Origin of the sequence: Paenibacillus sp. FSL W8-0919 (assembly GCF_038003785.1) — a bacterium.
In the GTDB taxonomy this organism is placed as follows: domain Bacteria; phylum Bacillota; class Bacilli; order Paenibacillales; family Paenibacillaceae; genus Paenibacillus_AQ; species Paenibacillus_AQ lactis.
In genome coordinates this window covers 334,421-357,514 of the sequence record NZ_JBBOPV010000001.1, presented here as the reverse complement: position 1 = coordinate 357,514, position 23,094 = coordinate 334,421, and the positions used below count along the sequence as shown (strand labels likewise).

Annotated in this window: 23 protein-coding genes; 17 read left to right on the top strand and 6 right to left on the bottom strand. The window is 54.2% G+C overall.

Going from position 1 to position 23,094, the window contains the following annotated elements; all coding sequences use genetic code 11:
- Nucleotides 1–7: 7 nt before the first annotated feature.
- Complete coding sequence (locus tag NST44_RS01460; RefSeq protein WP_144878040.1) at nucleotides 8–586, top strand: hypothetical protein; 579 nt, start codon at nucleotides 8–10, stop codon at nucleotides 584–586.
- 117 nt (nucleotides 587–703) lie between these two features.
- On the opposite strand, the gene NST44_RS01455 is transcribed toward NST44_RS01460, so the two are convergent.
- Complete coding sequence (locus tag NST44_RS01455) at nucleotides 704–1,048, bottom strand: hypothetical protein (protein ID WP_007132441.1); 345 nt, start codon at nucleotides 1,046–1,048, stop codon at nucleotides 704–706.
- A gap of 76 nt (nucleotides 1,049–1,124) precedes the next feature.
- Entirely contained in the window at nucleotides 1,125–1,610 is a 486-nt protein-coding gene (locus NST44_RS01450) for a GAF domain-containing protein (protein WP_007132440.1), read from the bottom strand.
- A gap of 186 nt (nucleotides 1,611–1,796) precedes the next feature.
- Here NST44_RS01450 and NST44_RS01445 point away from each other — a divergent pair, with 186 nt between their 5' ends.
- Nucleotides 1,797–2,102, top strand: coding sequence for a hypothetical protein (locus tag NST44_RS01445; protein ID WP_007132439.1), 306 nt, complete (start codon nucleotides 1,797–1,799; stop codon nucleotides 2,100–2,102).
- Nucleotides 2,103–2,212: 110 nt separating this feature from the next.
- Here NST44_RS01445 and NST44_RS01440 read toward each other — a convergent pair whose 3' ends face one another.
- Nucleotides 2,213–3,202: an alpha/beta fold hydrolase gene (locus NST44_RS01440; RefSeq protein WP_144867622.1), complete on the bottom strand. Its 990-nt coding sequence runs from the start codon at nucleotides 3,200–3,202 to the stop codon at nucleotides 2,213–2,215.
- A gap of 222 nt (nucleotides 3,203–3,424) precedes the next feature.
- Between NST44_RS01440 and NST44_RS01435 the strand changes: the two genes are divergently transcribed.
- From NST44_RS01435 to NST44_RS01415, 5 genes are all read left to right on the top strand, one after another.
- On the top strand, nucleotides 3,425–4,003 hold the full coding sequence (locus NST44_RS01435; protein WP_144867620.1) for a GNAT family N-acetyltransferase: 579 nt from the start codon (nucleotides 3,425–3,427) through the stop codon (nucleotides 4,001–4,003).
- A gap of 2 nt (nucleotides 4,004–4,005) precedes the next feature.
- On the top strand, nucleotides 4,006–4,764 hold the full coding sequence (locus NST44_RS01430; protein WP_007132436.1) for an energy-coupling factor transporter transmembrane component T family protein: 759 nt from the start codon (nucleotides 4,006–4,008) through the stop codon (nucleotides 4,762–4,764).
- Nucleotides 4,765–5,029: 265 nt separating this feature from the next.
- On the top strand, nucleotides 5,030–5,560 hold the full coding sequence (locus tag NST44_RS01425; protein WP_050954094.1) for an ECF transporter S component: 531 nt from the start codon (nucleotides 5,030–5,032) through the stop codon (nucleotides 5,558–5,560).
- On the top strand, nucleotides 5,557–7,236 hold the full coding sequence (locus tag NST44_RS01420) for an ABC transporter ATP-binding protein (RefSeq protein WP_340901399.1): 1,680 nt from the start codon (nucleotides 5,557–5,559) through the stop codon (nucleotides 7,234–7,236). The genes NST44_RS01425 and NST44_RS01420 overlap by 4 nt, the downstream gene beginning before the upstream one ends.
- 155 nt (nucleotides 7,237–7,391) lie before the next feature.
- Entirely contained in the window at nucleotides 7,392–8,912 is a 1,521-nt protein-coding gene (locus tag NST44_RS01415) for an MDR family MFS transporter (RefSeq protein WP_007132433.1), read from the top strand.
- Nucleotides 8,913–9,099: 187 nt separating this feature from the next.
- Here NST44_RS01415 and NST44_RS01410 read toward each other — a convergent pair whose 3' ends face one another.
- Nucleotides 9,100–9,567 (bottom strand): MarR family winged helix-turn-helix transcriptional regulator, encoded by a 468-nt coding sequence (locus NST44_RS01410; protein ID WP_007132432.1) that lies wholly within the window; start codon nucleotides 9,565–9,567, stop codon nucleotides 9,100–9,102.
- A gap of 250 nt (nucleotides 9,568–9,817) precedes the next feature.
- On the opposite strand from NST44_RS01410, the gene NST44_RS01405 reads away from it, so the two are divergent.
- The gene (locus NST44_RS01405) at nucleotides 9,818–10,552 is read left to right on the top strand and encodes an ABC transporter ATP-binding protein (protein WP_007132431.1); all 735 of its coding nucleotides are present in this window, start codon (nucleotides 9,818–9,820) and stop codon (nucleotides 10,550–10,552) included.
- A 14-nt stretch (nucleotides 10,553–10,566) separates the two neighbouring features.
- Nucleotides 10,567–11,862, top strand: coding sequence for an ABC transporter permease (locus NST44_RS01400; RefSeq protein WP_244152784.1), 1,296 nt, complete (start codon nucleotides 10,567–10,569; stop codon nucleotides 11,860–11,862).
- A 167-nt stretch (nucleotides 11,863–12,029) separates the two neighbouring features.
- Here the strand turns inward: NST44_RS01400 and NST44_RS01395 are convergent, their stop codons facing one another.
- Nucleotides 12,030–13,298 carry a BaiN/RdsA family NAD(P)/FAD-dependent oxidoreductase gene (locus NST44_RS01395; RefSeq protein WP_007132429.1) on the bottom strand — a complete coding sequence of 423 codons (1,269 nt, stop codon included), beginning with the start codon at nucleotides 13,296–13,298 and terminating at the stop codon, nucleotides 12,030–12,032.
- Between the two features lie 211 nt (nucleotides 13,299–13,509).
- Between NST44_RS01395 and NST44_RS01390 the strand changes: the two genes are divergently transcribed.
- The 8 genes from NST44_RS01390 (at nucleotide 13,510) to NST44_RS01355 (ending at nucleotide 22,152) form a co-directional block, all read left to right on the top strand.
- Nucleotides 13,510–15,237, top strand: a complete 1,728-nt coding sequence (locus NST44_RS01390) for an ATP-binding protein (protein WP_007132428.1) — start codon at nucleotides 13,510–13,512, stop codon at nucleotides 15,235–15,237.
- A gap of 322 nt (nucleotides 15,238–15,559) precedes the next feature.
- Nucleotides 15,560–15,994 carry a BrxA/BrxB family bacilliredoxin gene (locus NST44_RS01385; RefSeq protein WP_007132426.1) on the top strand — a complete coding sequence of 145 codons (435 nt, stop codon included), beginning with the start codon at nucleotides 15,560–15,562 and terminating at the stop codon, nucleotides 15,992–15,994.
- A gap of 111 nt (nucleotides 15,995–16,105) precedes the next feature.
- Entirely contained in the window at nucleotides 16,106–16,915 is an 810-nt protein-coding gene (gene nadE, locus NST44_RS01380) for an ammonia-dependent NAD(+) synthetase (RefSeq protein ID WP_007132425.1), read from the top strand.
- A 670-nt stretch (nucleotides 16,916–17,585) separates the two neighbouring features.
- Nucleotides 17,586–17,882 (top strand): transposase, encoded by a 297-nt coding sequence (locus NST44_RS01375; RefSeq protein WP_007131733.1) that lies wholly within the window; start codon nucleotides 17,586–17,588, stop codon nucleotides 17,880–17,882.
- Between the two features lie 11 nt (nucleotides 17,883–17,893).
- Entirely contained in the window at nucleotides 17,894–18,754 is an 861-nt protein-coding gene (locus NST44_RS01370) for an IS3 family transposase (protein ID WP_244152709.1), read from the top strand.
- A gap of 375 nt (nucleotides 18,755–19,129) precedes the next feature.
- Nucleotides 19,130–19,531, top strand: a complete 402-nt coding sequence (gene acpS / locus NST44_RS01365) for a holo-ACP synthase (protein ID WP_028406117.1) — start codon at nucleotides 19,130–19,132, stop codon at nucleotides 19,529–19,531.
- A gap of 19 nt (nucleotides 19,532–19,550) precedes the next feature.
- The gene (gene mutY / locus NST44_RS01360) at nucleotides 19,551–20,888 is read left to right on the top strand and encodes an A/G-specific adenine glycosylase (RefSeq protein WP_007133069.1); all 1,338 of its coding nucleotides are present in this window, start codon (nucleotides 19,551–19,553) and stop codon (nucleotides 20,886–20,888) included.
- 31 nt (nucleotides 20,889–20,919) lie between these two features.
- Nucleotides 20,920–22,152, top strand: a complete 1,233-nt coding sequence (locus tag NST44_RS01355) for an MFS transporter (protein ID WP_007133068.1) — start codon at nucleotides 20,920–20,922, stop codon at nucleotides 22,150–22,152.
- Nucleotides 22,153–22,363: 211 nt separating this feature from the next.
- Here the strand turns inward: NST44_RS01355 and NST44_RS01350 are convergent, their stop codons facing one another.
- Nucleotides 22,364–22,972: a superoxide dismutase gene (locus tag NST44_RS01350; RefSeq protein ID WP_007133067.1), complete on the bottom strand. Its 609-nt coding sequence runs from the start codon at nucleotides 22,970–22,972 to the stop codon at nucleotides 22,364–22,366.
- Nucleotides 22,973–23,094: the final 122 nt, after the last annotated feature.

The following is a 23,094-nucleotide window of genomic DNA, read 5'->3' as shown; positions in this document are numbered from 1 at the left end:
ATCAAATATGCGAAAATACCTGATAGCTGCGGCTATTGTGATGCTATTTATAACGGGATGCGCCCAGAAAGGAGAACCTGCGCCTGCCAAGCCTGAGCCTGCCTCAGATCAAGCAGTCCGGCCCAGCCGTACCGAAATGAAGGAAGGGGATTTCGTCTACCGACTGGTCAGCGAAAGCGAGCGTTACGGTCAAGGAGAGAAGCTAAAGATTTATGCAGAGCTTGAATATGTCGGGGAACAGGATGAGATTACCATTGGCCATGCCGCCTCTCCTTTCTATTTTCCGATGAAGGAGCTGACCCGAAATTACAGCATTGACTATATGATGAACGAGCCGTACATTACAACGACCCTGAAGAAGGGGGAGCCGTTGCGGGAGGATTATACAGGCAGCGGAGGTTATAGCGAACAGGATACGAAGGATTATCAAAATTTCATACGTTCCTTGAAGGATGGATTTCCCGAGGGACGTTATGTCGTGTATGGCTCGGCTGATTTCGTGATTCACCCGGCCGAAGGAGAGACGGGCGAAGAACCCGAAAAGTACAAGATTCAGGCGGAGATTGAATTTGAGGTAAGCCCGTAAGCAAGGCGGCGGGGGTGGACCGGAAGAAGGTTATATCGAAGTCTAGACTTAAAATAAGGGGCTCCCGGGTCGAGAAGAACCTTGAGGGAGCCCCTTATTTGTCTCGTGCTTAAAGGCTTATTGGAAGCCTTGATGTGTATTCGGGAAGCCTTGGCCGAAGGTAGGCTGGATATGCTGGGCTTGATTAGCCCGCGCCGAATATTCCACTTGCTTCACCAGCTGAGAGATTTGCTGGAACTGCTGAATCGCTGTCTGGTGCCCTTGCAGCGCGGACTGGATCATTTGCGTTGCTTGACGCTCGCGTTGTGCAAGCTCTTCCAGTCTGGCGGCGTTCTGCTGCTCCTGCTGCATCATCTGCTGGTACATGGCGGAAGCTTGCTGCGTTTGCTGCGTCAGCTGCTGCAGCAACTGCTCACACTGGCGGATTTGCTGCGAAATTTGCGTGTTGTTCGTTGAATACATGCGCGTATTCCTCCTCAAGAGTTTGTAGGTATGAACCCTTGATTATTGTGCGGAACAACACGGGGAAACATCCGGTCTACAGGGATAGAGAGCCTTCCAATATGTGGACGAATTCCTCCAGGAACTGCTGATCCTCTTGATCGAATCTTCCCTTCAACGGACTGTCGATATCCAGAACACCGTAAAGCGCTCCGTCAACGACGATCGGAACGACAATTTCGCTGTTGGATGCGGCATCGCACGCAATATGTCCCGGGAATGCATGTACATCCTCTACCAGGACGGTGGATTGCTTGGCAGCGGCGGTTCCGCATACGCCGCGGCCCATCGGAATCCGGATGCAGGCCGGCAGACCCTGGAAGGGACCGAGCACCAGCTCCTTGCCGTCATAGAGGTAGAAGCCGACCCAATTGGTATCTGTTAAAAAATGCTTCAGCAAGGCCGAGGCGTTTGAGAGATTGGCAATCGCATTGGGCTCGTCATGAATCAATGCCTTCAATTGTTGAAGGACCTGGGCGTACTGCTCGCTCCGGGTACCCTCGTATGGCGTATTTTGAAACATCGTGTTCCCCGTCCTTCCTTAATCATGTTATCGTTCACTCACGATAGTATAAGTATAAGATATTCGTCAAGCATTGGCATCCGGTCCGGGCCGTATCGATCAGAATCCGCTGATTCCCCGCACCTTCCGAGGGGTAATGAATGACAGAATAGGTGCCAACCTAATGTCAAGGAGGAGAGGATCAGAATGCGTGCAGACGTACAAAATTTGTTTATCGGTATTCACATGCTATATCACGCTCACGAACGGGACCTTACCGTCAGCGAAATGCAGCCCGAGCTCGAACGCCACGGGTATAAGGTTGGTGACCGGGAGGTCAAGAATGAGCTTGAACGCTTGACGCAGGAAAATTTCCTGACGGCTCATGGGGATGCATATAGTCTGACGGGGGCTGGCATCGAAGAATTCAAAGAGCTTCAGAGCAAGCTGAAGGAGCTCTGCAACGAGGTGCTGAAGCCGGTCAACGCGAAGAAAGCGGACACCATGGCTTAACGGACGGCTCCCCTTTTTCGAAAAAAACATGAAAGCAGCCCTGGATGATGGTCAGGCCTAGGCCGACGCGGGGCTGCTTTTTTGATTGCATGCTCCGTAATTCAAGATGTCTACACGCTTTCAAGCGAACGGTCCATCGGTACGGCGCTCATTTCTGCTTGATGCAGCCGGGGCTGCGGGCTGGCCTGGGGTTGACCCATATACTCCCGCAGAAACGATTGGACTCCGTCTCTGTAGCCTTTCGGGTCAATATGATAGGCATTGGCATGAATAGCTCCTTCGACAAGCAGCAGCTTCTTCGGCTCAGGCTTCGCCTCATACATTTCAAGACTCATCCGGGTTGGCACGTAATTGTCCTTCGCCCCATGAATAAACATGACGGGCAGCGTGCTTTCCCGCACTGCGCGAATCGGGCTGACCTGATTTAGGCTAAAGCCGGCTTTCCGCCGTATTCGGGCATCGACCCAGGATAGGAAAGGTCTGGCCGGGATTTTATTAAGCGAGGACAGCTGATGGCGGATGAGGTCCGTCAGGTCGGAATAGGGACAATCCGCTATGACAAGCTTCACTTGCGGATCCGCAATCGATAAATATTCCAGTACGGTGCCTCCGCCAAGGGATTGCCCATGCAGTCCAACGGCTATATCCTTCCCGTATTGTGAGGTAAGCCAGCGAATCCATGCCTGGATATCGTATTTTTCATAATATCCATACGTCGTGTATTGTCCTTCGCTGAGGCCGTGCCGGCGCTGATCAATCAGCAGCACATTGTAGCCTTCCTCCGTGAACATATCGATAAACTGGGTGGATACCGCCCGGGAACCGGTATACCCGTGAACGATGAGCATCCAGTGCTTAGAGCCGGGATTCGCTTCGATGGATGCGCCGCACAGCTTCAACCCGTCAAAGCTGGTTATGTTCACCTCTTGTTTGCTCAGCGAATCATACTTTTCACGCGTGTACAATCCCGCCTGCTCAAGGACGGTGAACAGCTTCAGGTCATTTTTGACTTTCATCCGCGTGATTTGGAGATATCCGATCTCCGTGATGGCTGCGGCGATAAGAGCAACAACGATCAGAACGACTAAAGTAATATACATATCGAATATCCCTCCTCTGTTCTATGCTGATGAACGGGGGATGCTACGCATATTGACGGATGCCTCCCGAATCCATCAATATAGATAGCATCGAAGCCCTCATGCGGATGTTTGCACATCCCGGGCCAAAGGAATCTTAAAGCTATACATCTTTAATACACGCAGTTAGTATCACCGAAAACGTTAAATACAAGTCAGCATTTTTGTAAAGGGGTGGACGCGGTGTATGCATGTGAAGGTCATATTCCGGAGCTCGCGGGCGATCGGGTCCGGCTCCGCAGGCTTACTGAGGATGACGCTGCGGATATGCTCCGGTGCTGGTCCGATCCAGATACGAGGAAGTATACCGAGCTGCCGGCTATGCACGCGGCTGCGGATGCGGCGGCGCTCATCGCATGGCTAAACGCCATGTCGGAAGAGGAGGATGCGCTCAGGTGGGGCATTGAGCTTACCGGCTCCGGACGGGTCATTGGCAGCTGCGGACTGAACCAATGGCAGCTGGCTGGGGCGTACCGGGGGGAATTCGGCTGCGAGCTGGCTAGCGATTGTCAGGGAAAAGGCTTTATGACGGAAGCGGCCGAGCTTGCGATGAGGTTTGCTTTTCAAGAGATGGGCCTGAATCGGATCGAAGCCTTTGTTCAACCGGGCAATGCGCGAGCGGTACGGTTTTTTGAGCGTTTAGGCTATACGCGGGAAGGCGTATTGCGGGAGTACCGGCATACCTCCACGGGATATGTAGATGCAGTAGTTTTTTCAATGTTGAAAAGGGATTGGAATCATCGCAAGGGAGAGGTTGGATAGGCATGTTGATTCAGTACAGGAGGGGAAGCTCTCTCCTTCATCGATACGATCCGTTAAGCAAGCTGGTCATTCTGCTGTGTACCGCGGTCATCGCCATGATGCTGGACCAGGCCTGGCAGCAGGGGGTGTTTCTGCTTCTATGCATCGGCACGGCGCGATTCGCCGGGCAACTAACCTGGAGAAGCTTGCTTCTGGGCATCCGGCTGATTGCCGTCGTGGCTATCCCGTATTTCATCTTGACCGGCTTGACGGTGAAGGGGGAAACCGTGTGGATGCAATGGGGACCTTTGACGATTACGACCGAAGGGCTGAATGCCGCGGGAGCGATGACGCTGCGGATGTTTACGCTGTTTTTATCCTCGATGGCTTATATCGTTACGACCGACCCGCGGGAGCTGGTGGCAGAGCTGAATCGCAGGCTTGGCGTTCCGTACCGTTTTGCCTTCGGCATTTCCGCCGCGCTCACGTTTATTCCGCTCTTGGAGCAGGAGGGAGCACAGATTCGGGCAGCTCAGCAGGTTAGGGGACACCAGCCTCCCAAGGGGCTCATGAGCCGAATCCGCTATGTGCTGGCATTCGTATCATCCGTGCTGTTAAATGCGCTGCGGCGGGTTCAGCAGACAGCCGGTGCAATGGAGGCCAAGGGCTTTGGAGCATATCCGGACAGAACGTTTCGCCAGACGGTTAACATTTCGCCGATGCATGTAATTTCTGCATTCGCCTACGTCTTGTTAACGGCATTATTGGGGTGGATTGTTTAAATTGTTAACCAGATTATATTAAAATGTGGTTGACGATAAGCACGGATATATGCAAAATATGACTTAGCAAAGCGTCCAGCTCGGCCCGAAATCTGTAGTCTAGCAGCTTAATTTTCGGACTAGCATATTCGGTTGGCTGCGGGACCCCTGTGAACCCTATCAGCTCGCGCTGGCCGATTTGGACGGTACCTAAGGAGGATTAATTTTGAATCATTCATCAACGAATCGAAAATGGTTTGCATTCACGACCCAGGAAATTATTCTGATGGCGATGCTGGCTGCGGTCAACGCCGTCATCACCGTGTATATCGGGCCGGTCAACAAGCTGCTGAGCAGCCTTGGCGGACCGATCGCGACATCGACGACCACAGGCATCTACATGGTGTACGGCCTGTTGGCTTATTACATCATCCGTAAACCCGGAACGGCGGTTGTCACTTATGCGATCGGAGGGACGATCCAGGCCATGACGGGAACGGTTTACGGCATTGCGTCATGCTTTGTCGCCGCCGCATGCTACATGGTCATCGCGGAGATTATATTTGCGGCTGTGCGTTACCGGAATTGGAGCACGGGTGTGCTTATGCTGGTCGGCGGCGCGATGGTGCCGCTCTGGTTCGTGTTTGCCGCGAATATGTTCGGCTACACAGCATGGCCGATCGGTGTTCTGGGGATTGCGCTGGTTGTGCGGATCCTGAGCGGCATCTTCCTGTGCGGCCTGCTGACGAAAGTGCTGGGCGAAGCTTTGGCGAAGACGGGGCTGCTGCGCAGATTTGCCGTCAGCGCGAAGGGATGATTCGCTTGATCGGAACGAAGGTGGAGTGCCGGGACGTCGGTTTTATGTACGACGGCGAGGAGCGGCCGGTCCTGCATCAGCTTAGCTTCACGGTGCAGCCGGGCGAGTGGACGGCCGTGATCGGGGCAAGCGGAAGCGGTAAATCCACGCTGTGCCAGCTGCTCAGCGGTCTTCTTCCGCGAAGCGGGGGCGGAACCCGGGAAGGCGTTCTGCTGCTGGACGGGATGGATCCTGCCTCAGCCCCGCTCGCCGATGTTACGGAGGCGATGGGGGTGCTGTTTCAGGATCCCGATGCGCAGCTTGTCCAGGGCATCGTCGAGGATGAGGCAGCATTCGGGCCGGAGAACCTGCGGGTTGCGCCGGAAGAGATCGAGCGGCGCATCGCGGCCTCCTTGACCGCGGTCGATCTGCTGGACCGGCGGTCCGATCCGGTGCGCAGCCTGTCCGGCGGACAGCGCCAGCGCACCGCCATTGCCGCGGTGCTGGCGCTGCAGCCGCGGCTGTACGTCTTCGACGACGCCTGCGCGAGCCTGGATACGGCTGCGCAGGCGAGATTCCTGCAGCTGTGCGAAGCGCTGCAGGGCGAGGGCCGGACGCTCATTACGGCGTCCGGCCGCTTTGACGATGCCGCGCGCGCCGCGCAGCGCGTCATCGTCCTGGACGGCGGCACCTTCGTGCTCGACGGGCCGCCGGAGGAGCTGCTGCGCCGCTGCGGGGAGCAGCTGGCGCAGCTGGGGCTGCTGCCTCGTCCCGCAGGGGAGGCAGCTGGCGGCGCGGCCGCGAGGGGCGCCGTGGCGCCGCAGGTAGCTCGCGGCGGAGCCGCCCCGCCAATCGCCCCGCCAATCGTCGCGCCTGTCACGGCGCCAGCGGAAGATGCCGCAGGCATGCAAGGCGCCGCGTCACAATCGGCGTCGGCTGCGCCCACCACCGCGGCCGCGCCAAATGCGCCCGCCGCAGCACCCGCAGCCAGGCCCCCTGAGCCGCTGCTCGAGCTGCGCTCGCTCCATTACAGCTATCCCGGCGGGCGGGAGGCGCTCAGCCCTGTCGATGCCGTTCTGGAGGCTCGCAGCTGGGCGCTTCTGACGGGAGAGAACGGCTCGGGCAAGACGACGCTGAGCCGTTTGATCATGGGCCTTTTGCCGGCGCCGAAAGGGAGTATTCTGTGGCGGGGGGAAGATCTCACCGGGATTCCGGTGCATCGCCGGGCCGAGCGGATCGGCTATGTGTTCCAACAGCCCGAATATATGTTTACGGCTCCGAATGTCTGGGAAGAGCTGGTCTACAGCCTGCATGGCGGTCTGTCTGCAGCCAAGCGCCCGGAGATGACAGACGCCGAGCGGAGCAGAGCGAACCATCTGCTTGAAACGGCAGGCTTAGCCAAGCGCCTTCATATGTCCCCTTATCTGCTCAGCCAAGGAGAGAAGCGGCTGCTCAGTCTGATCAGCCAAATGATCCTTGCCAGGCCGCTTTATATTTTGGACGAGCCGACCTCCGGCATGGATTATGCCGCTATGGAGCGCATCGTCCAGCTCTGCCGGTTTGTCATTGACGAGGGCGCTGCGATCCTGATGATTACGCACGATCCGGACATCATGCGGCCGTACGCCGATTCCGTGATTCATCTTCGGGGCAGAAACCAAGAAGAGTCTGTGCATATCCCCAAGCAGCATTTATAATAGAAATATTACATGTGCGAAAAGCGCTCCTGCATTTTTGGGAGGCGCTTTTTATACTGTGGTCAGCTCTTTTTCGCATATCCTTAATCGCCGGGGGATGGGCGCCCTGGGGCGGGCGGTCAAGAGCTGTTCAAAGTAAAGGGGACGAAGGATACGTGAATGCACTGAAACAAAATAAGCGGGGCTATATCCTGGTCGGTATTTTGCTGTCGACCTTTATGGCCGCGATCGAAGGAACGGTTGTCGGTCCTGCAGGACCGGCGATTATTAGCAGCTTCGGCAGTGTTAGTCTAATGAGCTGGATCTTTACGGCGTTCTTGCTAACGATGGCCGTCACGACGCCGATTTTCGGCAAGGTTAGCGATCTGTACGGGCGAAAGCCGGTATTTCTGTACGGCTCCCTCATATTCCTGGCGGGGTCGCTGCTGTGCGGCCTCTCGCAGAGCATGACGCAGCTCATTATTTTCCGGGCGATCCAGGGGATTGGGGCCGGGGCGGTTATCCCCGTGACCTTTACGGTTATCGGGGACATCTACAACCTGGAGGAGAGAGGGAAGGTTCAGGGAATGATCAGCTCCGTATGGGGCATTTCTTCCCTGATCGGTCCATTGATTGGAGGATACTTTGTCGACTTTCTGTCCTGGCACTGGATTTTTGTATTCCATATGCCGTTCGGCGTTGTTTCCATCTGGTTGATTCTCCGCTATTTCCGGGAAGAGCGTACAACCCGCCAGGTTTCGATCGATTATACCGGCGCGGCATTGTTTGCGGTCGGCATGACGGCGCTTCTCTTCGCGCTGGCTGTCGGAGGGGGAGAGGGCTATTCCTGGACATCCCCGATGATGCTCGGCCTTATCGGAGGTTCCGTGGTGCTTCTCATTGCCTTTTTGATCGTAGAGAGCCGCGTAAAGGAGCCGATGCTGCCGCTGAATTTATTCAAGATCCGGGATATTTCCGTGTCCACGCTGGCGAATATTCTCGTAAGCGCACTGATCATCGGATTAACCACTTATTTGCCGCTATGGATTCAAGGCGTCAGGGGAGGCAATGCCACCTTGTCAGGTCTGTCGCTGGCTCCGATGTCCATCGGCTGGCTGATCGGATCGGTGATCGGGGGACGCCTGATCGTGAAGACGGGATCCCGCAAAACCGCTTTGATCGGTGTCGTTTTTCTCATCATCGGGGCCGTCGGGCTGGCATTTATGCATAAGGAGACGGCACTCGCCCTGCTGCTGACGTTTACGTTCATTTACGGGCTGGGCTTCGGGTATATTTCGACATTGTTTCAGATTATTGCCCAGTCATCGGTCGGTTATCAGGTGCGGGGAGCCTCGACGGCGCTGAATTCCTTTATCCGGACCTTTGGCCAGACGGTTGGCGTTGCGGTGTTCGGATTATGGGTGAATGCCGGGATTGCAAACCGGCTTGCAGCTGAACCGGATGCGGTCGGCATTACCAGTGACGATATTAACAAGCTGCTTTCTCCGCACGGGACGGCGGAGCTTCCGGAGGGAGCAGGCGGATTGCTGAGCGGCATTTTGGAAGGAAGCTTGAACTCTTTGTTCATCGGCATGGCCGTCATGGCTGTTGTTTGTATGCTGATTGTAGCGGCCTTCCGCAATGCGCCTCCTCAGCCTGAGGATGAGACCGACGGAGAGGCGTCACCGGGGAACTGACCACGCGGCTGTTTCATTAACATAGACACAGACTGAATTTGCATGAGCGAAATGTCCGATGGATGTATTCATAAAATGTTCGTTAGGACTTTTTAAGATGCGGCTATATTAATCATTGAAAAATACGAAGAACCCTGTCTCCCATGGAGGACAGGGTTCTTTCCTATGTTGTCCTTTTTTCAGGACACTACCGACGTGCCGAAGAATGGGCTTGCTTCGCATATTCCCCCATTTTTCGAAGGAGCCGGATGAGCTGGAGCTTCTCCTCTTCATTTAACCCTTCCAGCGCATATAAGATCTGGCGTTCATGCTCAGGATAAAGCCTCTGCATAAGAGCTTCGCCTTGCGGGGTCAGCTCGGCATAGATCACCCGTCGGTCCTCGGGGCAAGGGCTGCGCCGCACGAGCCCCTTCTCTTCGAGTCGGTCGACGACATAGGTCACGTTGCCGCTCTGCAGGAGCAGCTGGGATCCGATCTGCTGAATAGGCAGGCGGCCTGCATTATGCAATATTTCCATGACGGCAAAAGACGTCGGGTTTAAGCCTTCGGTTTTACCGCCGTTTACGACATGCTCGCTCACGCTTTTGAACGAGTTGGCAAGCACTTTGTAAAGGCTCATCGCCAGCTGAGTCTTTCGATCCATGGATACCTTCATTAATTTTCCCCGCCTTTAACTTGGATATGACATGTCCACCATAATTCCTTCAAATCTAAGATTACTCGAATCACAGGCCGTTGAAACATGCGATTTGTCACAGTCCAATAAAAATATTTTCAATATCCGGCCCGGTGCCCTGCTACGTCTCCGGTCCGAACGGCCAATCAGAATTGATCCTCTTGCAACGAATTCCATCCCTTTACGTATTACCTGAAATAGGAATTCAAATGGATGGGGGATTTACGAGATGGAAATGATACGGGAGAATCATGAATCACAACCAGACCCCGTTCTCGCCGTGAACATTCAGGAAGCCGGATATGAGCCCGGGCGGCCGCGGATACGCGATATCTCGTTCCGGGTCGCTCCCGGCGAGCTGCTCGGGCTGATCGGCCCCAACGGCGCAGGAAAGAGCACGACGATCAAAGCGGTCCTTGGTTTACTGAAAGATTGCAAAGCCGAAGTCAAGATTGCCGGCGATCCGCCAAGATACGCATATGTCCCGGAGCAGCCCGTATTTTACGAGGATTTGACGCTTTGGGAGCACCTGGACCTGGCTGCGGCCGCATATGGGATCGACGATGGACGGTTCGAGGAGCAGGCGGAGACGCTTCTACGGCAGTTTGGCATGGAGTCGGTACGTCATGAGCTCCCCGGAGGCTTCTCCAAAGGGATGAAGCAGAAGATGATGCTCATGATCGGCTTCCTGTCCAAGCCGGATGTCTATATTGTGGACGAGCCGTTTATCGGACTTGATCCAAGGGCAACGAGGGATTTTCTGAACCTGCTTTTGGAGGAGAGGCAGCGCGGGGCAGGTGTACTGATGTCCACCCACGTCCTAGATACCGCGGAAAGAATCTGCGACAGCTTTGTCCTCATTTCACAAGGTCAAGTAGCGTCACAGGGAACACTGGATGACATCCGGCTCGCAGCGGACCTTCCGGGTGCCTCTTTGTTTGACTGCTTCGATGCACTGACATGAACGGGGAGGAGGACATGATGGTACGGTCGCGACATGTGAAGAACCCGGGCTCCCTGTTCTGGACAAGAGTACGATCCCATTGGAAGCATCAGCGTGCAAGTCTCGCTACCGTGGCAGATTGGACGGTAATGCTGTACATCATTGTGCCGGGTCTGCTGCTTGGCGGAGGGCTTTATCGGGAGCTATGGACAAGACCGATTCCCGTCTGGGTTGATTATATCCCGGTGCAGGGAGCTGCTTCGCTTCTGCTGCTGATGTTCTTCGGCAGGGTGCTGCTGTTTCTCGAGGAGGCCGACGTGCTGTTCCTCCGCCAGCATCCGCAATGGATCAAGGGCTTGATGGTCCGCGGGATGGGATACAGCATTTGTGTTTCCGCGGTTAAAGGGCTGCTGTTCACGGGGCTTGCCCTCCCGTTTCTTGTAAGAGGCTATGGATTTGGCGAAGCGACATTAATCCCCCTGCTGCTGGCAGCCGCAGCCTGCGCCTGGTGCGCCAATCTGGCGGGTAGGATAATCCGTTCTCGTTATAAGGGATGGGCAAGGCGGCTTGGGGGCTATTTCAGCCGCTGGCTCTTCTTCGGCACGTTCATGGTAGGCGTGACCTTCGGGCTTAAAACGCCGCTTGTTTTATGGTTTGGCGCTGTGATTTTTCTCGTGCTGCTGCTCCTGCTCGGCAGGTACCGATTGCGCATGAAGGGAGACTTCATCTCCGATACGCGGGAGGATGCGAGCACGCGTATCCAATTAACCGAGATGATTATGATCCAAGCGGTCGGCAAGCCCCCAAGCATCCGGAGCAAGACCTGGTTGTTCCGCAAATCGGGGCGCATTTTTAAGGGGGCCGCAGAGAAGCGGCTGGCGGATGCCGGTCTGAAGGCGATCCTGCGCAAGTCTGAAAATCTGGCCGTGTACCTCCAGATCACATTGCTCGGAGTTCCGGCGATCTGGATGCCGCCGCATGTAGTCAAAGTGATCGTCTACATTGCCATGGTCATTCTCATATCGTATTGGCTTCATACCCGTTGGGCGCAGTTTGCCAAAGCGGATTTCATGCATATCCTTCCGTTCAACAACCGCCATTACCGGTCGGCAGGCGTGGTCGTGGTTCGGACCCTGCTGGTATTGCCGGCGTTACTATATTCGTTGGTAGCGGGCCTGACGCTCTTTCCAGGAGCGGCCGGGTGGTTGGCCGGGCTTGCATGTACGGCTGTGGCCGTCATCGTTGCACCGACCCTGACGTCCTTGCCGGTCTACAAGGAGGAACGGACTTTAAGAGAGAACGAGGAAGAAGTCGGCGACGAATCGGCATGAGTGGTTCGATCGGTACCATGAATTGCCGCTTCTTATAATAGTAGGATTTGCATTTGGAGAATGAAAATAAGCGCTGGTCAGTCCTTAAGGAGCTGACCAGCGCTTTTCCATGTTGATGGGGCAGTTAGGGCGTCGGCTTTTAGGATACGCCCGAAGGAGGGCGGTAACTATCCGGAAGCGGCCTCTGCAGCGTGCTTGCCAGCCGTGTATCCGGTGGAGAAGGCTGCCGTGATATTGTATCCCCCGGTGTAGCCGTGGATGTCTAATATTTCACCGCAGAAAAAGAGGCCCGGCATCAGCTTGGACTCCATGGTTTTCGGTTGGATCTCCTTAAGGCTTACGCCGCCTCCCGTTACGAACGCCTCCTTCAGCGATCTCGTTCCGGAAGCCCGGAACATGAATTTCTTAAGGGTGGCGGCCAGTCCGGCTACAGCGGTTTTGGAGATGCCGCTGCAGACCGTATCGCTGTCGATCCCGGCCTTGGACAGCAGCAGGGGAATCATGCGTTCAGGCAGATATCCTTTGAGCGCATTCTTAATGCTTTTCCGCGGCTCCTCCTCAAGGTATATCCTAATTTCACGTTCCATTTCCGGGGCAGATCGGTCCGGGAACATATCGATGGCCATGTCCACATTCACGATATCGAATTTCCGCTGAACCTGGCGGATAAACTGGCTGCATCGGAGGGCGATCGGACCGGATACGCCGAAGTGGGTGAACAGCATGTCGCCGCGGTGGGCAATGATCCGCTTACCCTTCGGGTTCCAGACCGACAGCTCTACATCCCTCAGCGAGAGTCCTTGCAGCTCCTTGGAGGCAATCCATGGCTCCGTAGACACGATCGGCACCTCCGTCGGGTACAGCTCGGTGATGGTATGGCCGGCTGCCTCGGCCCACGGATAGCCATCGCCGGTGGAGCCAGTTTGCGGTACCGATTGGCCGCCGGTCGCAACGATCACGCAAGAGGAGGTTATGGTCCTTCCTGATTTTAATTCTATGCCCGCCGCATGATGGTTCTCGAATAGAACCCGGTGCACGGGGCTGTTCGTCAGGATATCGGTGCCCAGCTCACGGACCTTGCCGATCAAGGCGTTGACAACGCTTGAAGCCTTATCCGTTACCGGGAACATCCGCCCGTTGTCTTCCTCCTTAAGCGGAATGCCGAGCCCTTCGAAGAAGGCCATAATATCCCGGTTATTCCAATGCTGAAAAGCGCTGTACAGAAACCGGCCGTTACCCGGAATATTGGCGATCAGTTCATCCTGTTCTTTCGCGTTGGTCACATTGCATCTGCCGCCGCCCGATATGCCGAGCTTACGGCCAAGCTTGTCCCCTTTATCCACGAGTAAAACGGAGGCTCCTCTCTCTCCGGCCGCCACGCAGGCCATAAGCCCGGACGGTCCGCCCCCGATCACAATTACATCATAATCCGGCATGTTTGCTCTTAGCTCCTTTAAGGGTATATCACTAGTAGATCATCCTTATTATATACGGTAACCGTGAATTATCCTAAGTCCTTCAGCATAGGACGAAAAGCCTTTGTTCTTCGTCATTTCAACATGAACTTACAAGATATTGTAATCTGGTGTCGCCTGTGATTTAATCAAAAATATTAGAGGCGTTGTCGAATTGAGGTGATTTAGCGTTGTGCTGAGCCTATGGAAAGATATTCTGCTGCAAGTTCTGCTGTATGGTACGCTCATCTTTCATCTGCCGCTTCTCCTCGACAGACATGTAAATTGCCTGTACAAGAAGAAACCGGATGTTGTGCTGCGATTCCGCGATCATATCGTCATCGCATGCGGAATCAGCATCATTCTATGTGTCCTGCTCTCGGCAATGAGCGATTATTATGTTCCGATTCATCTTGGAGTCGTTCCCCTGTATTTAGGCATTTTATATGGGAGCCGGTTTTCCGGGTTATGTCTTGCAGTCGTATATATAACAACCCATGGGCTGATTTACGGGTTGCCGTTGGCCTGCCTCTTGTTAAATATGCTAATCATATGCTACTCAATGCTGCCTCGGGTATCGACTCATTTCAAGAAGGGCTCGATCCTTGAAAAGATATGCTGGCTATGGAGCGCCCTTGTTCCATCCATGCTTCTCATTGTGGGCCACGAGGCCGTTGACGGAAAAGTCAATAATCATCACCTGAATCCCGATATGATTCTGGTAGCGGTTCTCTATATGCTGATCGGCATGTTCCACTCCGGATTGATTGTATACTGGATTGAAATGAACGCGGAGCGGCTCGCTTCCAATCGACATAACAGCCCTTTGATGAGCAAGGAATCCGTGAGTCCGTTTCTGGATCTCATCCCGCTGGGCATTATAGCTGTTGACCTGAAGGGCAATATCATAGCAGCCAACCACCATTTGATCACGGACTTGAGCAAAGCTGCTTATCCGCATCTGTCAAGGAGCGATATCGTCGGAAAACCGTTACACGAGGCTTTGGACGGTATGTTTCAGAAGGAGCATTTGCTAACGAGGATCGAGAAGGCCCTTCAAGGTATCGAAACGCCGGGAGAAATTGTCCGTAACGCCTCCCGAGTCTACTCGACAGGGATTTACCCCCTTATACATAATCAAACAGGCAAAATTTCGGGGGCGGTTGGGATTATTGAAGACATAACGGAACTTGATAAGCTGCGCTCCGAGTTTATCAATGTGGAGCGTCTCAGCTTAGTCGGTCAGATGGCGGCCGGCATTACGCATGAAATTCGGAATCCGATGGCAGTTGTGCGCGGATTTTTGCAGCTGATGCAGGAGAAGAGCCCGGATACCCTTGATCATTATTACCGTATTGTGATGGAAGAGCTGGACCGTGCGAACAGCATCATTAACGATTTTCTATCCTTGGCCCAGAATCGTACGGCCGAGAAGGAAGAGTGTCATCTTCACGATATCATTCACGAGCTGAGCCCGCTGTTATGGGCGGACGCCAATTTGCGCGGACAGTCCATCGAGCTCAAGCTGGGATCGATGATGCCGAAGCTTCTTTTGAATCCAAAAGAGATGAAGCAGCTGATCCTGAATTTATGCCGCAACGGAATGGAAGCGATGGGGGAGAAGGGAACGCTGACGATCGAGACCCGCCTGGAAGGCGAACAGGTCAAGCTATTCGTCAAGGATACCGGGATAGGAATTCCGGACGATGTACTGCAGCGGTTGTTCGAGCCCTTTTTTACAACGAAGAATAAAGGCACCGGGCTTGGGCTGGCACTGTGCATGAGCGTGGTCCAGCGGCACAACGGAACGATTGATGTCAAATCCAGTGAAGGACAAGGCACGGTCTTTATCATATCGCTGCCCGTCCGCTCCTCTCCGCAGACGATGATTGAACCCCAAAGCGCAGCTGCATTCGAATAATCGGATGGACGGATTGGCATCATAAGACAGAGCCAACGGTAAAGGAGGGATTCGGATGAGCAAAAACAATTCCAAGGAGCAAGAGCAGCAAAAGCGTGAAAACAAAGAGCGCCGCGGTGAGCCCATCGTGGACAAAAAGCAGGACGGGATTAATTACCCGGCCACCTAGGCTTGCATCACCTCTTTATCGGCGGGCGGCATCCTACCTTGGATGCTGCTCGTTTTGTATTTTCTTGCTTTCACTCTTCGTGATTGTATAATATAGATAGCGATGAGTTGTTATCAATCGAATAATCTTGTTTATATAAGGAGTGAAGCAGTTATGGGTATGTCTTTTGACCGATATATGCGCGACATGGTTCAGCCAATGCGCGATGAGCTCACGGTTCTGGGGATCCGCGAGCTGACAACGCCGGAGGAAGTGGAAGAGCAGTTTGAGGCAGCTAAAGGAACGGCGCTCGTTGTTGTCAATTCCGTTTGCGGCTGTGCGGCTGGTCAAGCGCGTCCAGGCGTTGCACTTGCACTGCAAAACGAGGTGAAGCCGGATCATTTGTTCACGGTATTTGCCGGGCAGGATAAGGAAGCAACGGCGAAGGCCCGTGAATATTTTGCGCCATATCCGCCATCCTCGCCTTCGATTGCTCTTTTGAAGGATGGGGAGCTGGTACATTTCATTGAGCGTCATCAAGTTGAGAACCGCTCCGCCGAGGAGATCGCAGCTGATCTGACAGACGCATTCAATCGCTACTGCCAGTAATCCGGCAGCAACAAAGCCCCCGAAGCGTTCGGCCTATTCCGAAGCCGCGGGGCTTTTGTTGTAAGTGCCGTCATTGGAGAAGAGAGAAGCCATTCTGAAAGGAGTCTTACGATGAGTCTACAGGAACAGATTATTGCCGAACTGGGCGTCAAGCCATCGATCAATGTGGAGGAAGAAGTCCGCAAGCGGGTGGATTTTCTGAAGAGCTATGTTACCAATTCTGGCACGTCGGGGCTGCTTATCGCGATTAGCGGCGGGATCGACAGCGCGGTTGCGGCAGGCCTGTGCAAGCGGGCAACCGATGAGCTTACGGAAGAGACCGGCAAGGAATATAAAACGCTGGGTGTATTTCAGCCATATGGCGAGCAGGCCGACATCTCGGACAGCTATGCGACGGCGAAGGCTTTTAATCTGAAATATACGGTTGAGACCAACATCGAGGAAGCCGTCAACGAGATTGCGCTTGAAGTGGAACATGGTTTGAAAAACATCGGAGTCAACAAGCATATCAGCATCCCCGGCAAAGGCAACGTGAAGGCCAGAGTGCGGATGGTTGTCCAGTACGCGCTTGCGTTCGAACAGAATCTGCTCGTCGTTGGGACGGATCATGCATCCGAAGCGATTACCGGCTTTTACACCAAATGGGGCGACGGCGCGGTGGATATAACGCCGCTTAGCTCCTTGAACAAGCGTCAGGTGCGCCAGCTGGCTTCCTACTTGGGCGTGCCGCAATCGATTCTGGACAAGGCGCCTACGGCAGGCCTATGGGAAGGGCAGACGGACGAGAAGGAGCTCGGCATCAGCTACGAGGATAACAGCGACTATCTGGAGGGCAAGCAGGTAGCTCCGGAGGTCCAGGAGAAGCTGGAGAGCTACTATCGCAGAACGGCGCATAAACGGAATACGATCCCGGGCATTTAATAGCCCGGAGAGAGCGAACAAGTCCCTGTTTGGGACTTGTTTTGCGTCTGGGGCCCTGGAGAGAGCAAACAAGTCCCTTTTGGGGACTTACTGCGCGCCCGTGGGCCCGGAGAGAGCGAACAAGTCCCTTTTGGGGACTTGCTGCGCGGCCTGTGGGCCTGAAAAGCGCGAACAAGTCCCTTTTCGGGACTTGTTTTGCGTCTGGGGCCCTGGAGAGAGCGAACAAGTCCCTTTTGGGGGCTTGCTGTGCGCCTGTGGGCCTGAAAAGCGCGAACAAGTCCCTTTTGGGGACTTGCAGCGCGCCAGTGGGCCTGGAGAGAGCGAACAAGTCCCTTTTGGGGACTTGTTGGGCGATTGTGGGCCCGAAAAGCGCGAACAAGTCCCTTTTGGGGACTTGCTGTGCGCCTGTGGGCCTGAAAAGAGCGAACAAGTCCCTTTTGGGGACTTGCTGCCGCCCGTGGGCCCGGAGAGAGCGAACAAGTCCCTTTTGAGGACTTGCAGCGGGCTTATGGCCCCGAAGAGAGCGAACAAGTCCCTTTTTGGGGCTTGCTGCGCGGCCTGTGGGCCTGAAAAGAGCGAACAAGTCCCTTTTTGCAGCTAGAATAAAAAGTGGACACCCCTTAGTGATAAAACGATAATGAAACAAAGCAGACGAAAGGGTGTCAAAAATATGAGTGGTAACAGGCAGCATTATAACGAGACATTTAAGCGTGAAACCGTAAAGTACGTGCAAGAACAGTCGAAGACGCTGGAGCAGATCGCCGATGAGTTGAACATTAATCCAGGCACATTACGCAACTGGGTCAAAAAGTATCGAACATTCGAGCACGAGCCTGTCAATCATGGGGAAACCTTACGTCAGCAAACCCAACTTATCGAAGATCAGAAACGCGAAATTGATGATTTGAGAGAAGAAATTGCGATCCTAAAAAAGGCCATGCACATCTTCAGCAAAGAAAAGAACTAAGGTTCCAGTTTATCGAAGATCATCGCTCCGAGTTTCGATTGGAGAAGATGTGCGTTCTCTTTCACGTGTCTCGGAGCGGTTATTACAAATGGCGTACCTCTGAAGCTTCTGAACGGGAAAAACGTAAGGCAACGCTGGCTGAACGTGTGAAATGGCACTTCTATGACTCCGATGAAACCTACGGCAGTCCCCGAATACGAAACGAGCTGGTGAAGGAAGGATGGACGGTATCGGAACGTACGGTGGGCCTCATTATGCGCGAACATGGCCTTCGTTCATGCATGGCCCGTAAGTTCCGAGTGGTTACGACCGATTCCAAGCATGATCTCCCGATTGCCCCTAACGTGTTGGAACAAAATTTCAAAGCCACAAAGCCCAACGAAAAGTGGGTCGCTGACATCACGTACATCCCCTGCCGCCAAGGGAAACTCTACCTTGCGAGCATCCTGGATCTGTACACCAAACAAATCGTCGGTTGGAAGCTAAGCGATCGGATGACCACAGACCTTACCCTCGATGCCCTAAAGATGGCGTATGCTGCTAAGAAGCCTCCGAAGGGATTGATTCACCATTCCGACCGCGGTTCGCAATATGCCGCTAAAGAGTACCGTGAACAGTTGAAGCAATTTAACATGAAGCCCAGTATGAGCCGCAAAGGAAACTGCTACGACAACGCCTGTATTGAAGCGTTTCACAGTATCCTAAAGCGAGAATTCATTTACAGCAAACCTAAGTTTAAAACAAAAGAGGAAGCCGGGCAGAAGCTGTACCGGTACCTTGAATTTTTTTACAACCGAAAACGTTCTAACAGTACGATTGGGTATATGTCCCCGGTGCGTTTTGAGCAGTGCTATTACGAGTGTATAGCTTAGCTTAGAGGTGTCTACTTTCTTGACAGAAGAGCATTTGGGGACTTGCAGCGGGCTTGTGGGCCTGAAAAGCCCGAACTAGTCCTTTTTCGGGACTTGCTGCGCAGCCTGGGCCTTTTAGCGCCCAGGGCACTAACTCTCTATTACACTCCCACATTCAATGGGCTGACCCATCAGTAGATGTACTGCTGGGTCAGCCCTGTTTTGTTTACTATCGATCCTAATTTGTGCACCCGGCCTTAAACGCTCGAACGGTAATTTTTTTCAATAAATCATATTGTGCAACGAAAATCTCGCTTTTGGGGTACAAGCACTGATACAATAGTCTGAGGCAGAATAATGGTCGGACTAGAAATCAGAGAAGGGGCGCGAGCGATTGTGATTTATGGTATCGGACATGATGTGCTGGATATGCGGAGAGTGGAAATTTTGATGACCGGCCCGCATAGCGAGAAGTTTGTGGAACGGGTGTTGACCGAAGCAGAGCGGGAGATCGCGCTCCAGAAAGGCGCCAAGCGCACCGAGTTCGTTGCCGGCCGCTTCGCGGCGAAGGAAGCGATATCGAAGTCCTTCGGCTGCGGGATCGGAAGCCTCATCGGCTTCTGGGATATTGAAGTGCTCCCGCATCCGGGCGGGCGGCCGATCGCCAGCCTGTCTCCTGAAGCGTGGAGCCGTCTGTCGATCGGCGATCCAGCCGACTACGCCATCCATTTGACCATTTCCCACCAGCCGGAGCTGGCCTCTGCGTTCGCAGTCGTGGAAAGGATCAGGCAAGGATAACAGAAGGAGATAGACTAGCATGCACACAGAGCGCAATCACGATAGATATTTCAGCAGCGAGCTGCTGGATTGGTATGACGTTAACAAAAGGGATCTGCCTTGGCGAAGATCCCGGGATCCCTATCATATATGGGTATCCGAGATTATGCTGCAGCAGACAAGGGTGGATACGGTGATTCCTTACTTCCACCGGTTTATTGAGCGCTTCCCGACCATCGAGGCGCTGGCGGATGCGCCGGAAGACGACGTGTTGAAATGCTGGGAAGGCCTCGGGTATTATTCTAGAGCCCGCAATCTGCAGAGTGCTGCCAGGCAGATTACGGAGCAGTACGGCGGGGTCATGCCGAGCGGCAAGGAGGAAGTCGCCGGTCTAAAAGGCGTCGGGCCGTATACGGCCGGCGCGATCCGCAGCATTGCGTTCAACATCCCCGCCGCAGCAGTGGACGGGAATGTGATGCGGGTGCTGTCCCGGTATTTTTTAATCGAAGATGACATTATGAAGATAAAAACACGAACCCGGATGGAGGAACTGGTGCTTACGCTCGTTCCGGAGGGGAGGGCTTCGGATTTTACCCAGGCACTAATGGAGCTCGGGGCGCTGATTTGTACGCCGAAATCCCCCAAATGCCTGGTATGTCCGGTAATGGAGCACTGTGCAGGCAGGCTTGAAGGGAAGGAAGAGTCGCTTCCCGTTAAGACGAAGGCAAAGCCTCCGCGTCCCGAGCATCGACTGGCAGCCATCGTGGAAGGAACCGGGGTGCACGAAGGGAAGATCCTGATCCGCAAACGGCCGGCGTCAGGGCTTCTTGCCGGGATGTGGGAGCTTCCGCATATTGAAGTGACTTCCGGTGCGAGCGCGGTATCAACCAAGGGAGCCACGGAGCAGTCCGGTCTGAGCGCGGTATCGACCAAGGGGGGTACGGTGGCATCAGATACGGCTTCCGTTCATTCCAAGGCAGTCGCGGAGCGGTCAGAGGTGACCACGGTGCCTTCGGAGACTGTCATGGTGCCGTCCAATGTAGCGGTGCCTTCTGAGAAGGCCGCGGTCATCCGGCTTACGGATGGCTTGCTTGCGGAAGGGGTTCCGGTACGGCCGATCGGCCATTACATGGATGCCGAGCATACGTTTAGCCATATCCAATGGAAGATGTCCGTCTACCGCTGTGTATGGCAGGAGGAGCCGGAATCACTCAGCGGGCTGCAGGCCGCTGAGAGCGCTGCTGCGTATGAAGCGGGGGAGACGAACGATTTTCGCTGGATCGATGCCGGCGATATGGAGCGATACGCCTTTCCGAACGTGTTCATCCGCATCCTTTCTTCCTATTTCTCCAAGATGGATGGTGCCGGTTCGCGATAGAGGATAAGACGAAATGGAGCTGTGATGCTGCTTGCATAGCTGGAAACATGCATTGTTATATATCGCCGGAATCGGCGTTTCGAACTTGGGGAGTTGGATTTATCTCGTTGCAATCAATTTGCTTGTCTTGAATATGACGGGATCGCCGGCCGCAGTGGCCGGCTTGTTTATCATCCGTCCGCTTGCTACGCTGCTCACCAATTCCTGGGCGGGGAGCATCATCGACCGGGCCAACAAGCGCACGCTGATGATCGTGACGGACGTGATCCGTGGCGGGCTCATCGCCTTGATCCCGTTCATGACGTCGGTGTGGGGGATTTATACGATCATGTTTTTGATCAGTGTGGCGGGCGCCTTCTTCGGGCCAACCTCAATTACGTACGTCACGAAGCTCGTCCCGGCTGAGCAGCGAAAAACCTTTAACGCCTGGTCCAGCTTTGCCTCGTCCGGCGCGGCTCTGCTGGGTCCGGCTATCTCGGGCGTCCTGATCGCATACACGGATATCCGCATCAGCATTATCATTAACGCCGTTTCCTTCTTCCTGTGCGCGCTGGCGATTTATTTCCTGCCGGATGTGGATGCACAAGGGAGCAAGGCCGGCAAACGGGCAGCCATGACCTTGAAGACGCTGGTCCAGGATTGGATTGCCGTGATTGACTTCGGGAAGGCTGCGGCTTATTTTGTGCTCATCTATATCTTGTTCCAATCGGCGATGCTGCTGGGCTTCGCCCTGGACTCGCAGGAAGCGACTTTTATCAAGCAGGTCCTTCAGCTGGGTGACGAGGATTATGGCTTGCTTGTGAGCGTTGCGGGGGCAGGGTACCTCGCAGGCTCCGCCGCGGCATCGTTCACCGTAAAATGGCTTTCGGTCCGCATGCTGATCGGAGCGGGAACGCTGCTGTCGAGTGCCGGCTATTTCGTGTTCTATGCCTCGAACGGATATGCGATGGCGGCAGCGGGATTTGTCATTTTCGGCTTCTTCTCATCGTTTGCGAATGCCGGTTGTATGACGTTTTTTCAAAACCAGGTTCCGATCGATCTCATGGGACGTTTCAGCAGCGTGACACGTTTATTGGAAGGAATCGTGCAGATTTTGCTGACGCTGCTGCTCGGCGTTGCCGCAGATCTTTGGTCCCTGCAGACGGTATGCCTCATCGGTGCCGGTGCGGCATGCGCGGTCTCAATAATCCTGCTTATTGCGGCCTATGTCCCGTCCAAGGCTCTCCACTACGAGTCCCAGCCGTCCGCCGGAGCTTCAAGCTGATCGACCAGGGAGGCAGAGGATCAGCCAATCTGCTTGAACGCACCTCGATAAAAACACTAAAAAAGTGGAGAACAGCTGCTCATTTGTGAGCCCGCCTGTACTCCACTTTTTTTTATATTCAACATAAAGAAGAGCTGCCCCGCAGCAGAATGATCTGCTTGCGAGACAGCTCCTTATTATAATCGGCTTCGCTTAGAGCGAGAACGCTGGATTACTTCGCGCTTTCGTAACGCTTGCCGACTTCTTCCCAGTTTACAACGTTCCAGAATGCGGAGATGTAATCAGGGCGTTTGTTTTGATATTTCAGGTAGTAAGCATGCTCCCAAACGTCAAGGCCGAGGAGAGGCGTTTGACCTTCCATGAGCGGGCTGTCTTGGTTCGGTGTGCTAGTTACGGCCAATTTGCCGTCTTTCACAACGAGCCATGCCCAACCGCTGCCGAAACGGGTTGTAGCTGCTTTCGTGAAGTCTTCCTTGAATTTATCGAAGCCGCCGAGCTCGTTGTTGATCGCTTCAGCCAGAGCGCCGGTAGGCTGTCCGCCGCCGTTTGGTCCGATAACTTCCCAGAACAGGGAGTGGTTAGCATGGCCGCCGCCGTTGTTGCGGACTGCCGTGCGGATGCTTTCAGGAACGGCGTCCAGATTCGAAATCAGCTCTTCAAGGGATTTGTCTTGAAGCTCTGGAGCGCTCTCCAGGGCAGCGTTCAGGTTGGTAACGTACGTGTTATGATGGCGATCGTGATGGATCTCCATCGTTTGTGCGTCGATGTGAGGCTCGAGCGCGTCGTTTGCGTAAGGAAGAGGTGGTAATTGGAATGCCATAAATGAAAACCTCCTGTAAATTAGTTTTTTGGTTATGATCAAGGCCGTCCTTGTTCAGGAAGTCCTTATCATCCGGGCACTGCAGTATGTAACATAGGCTACACTACTTATATTAAACCGTT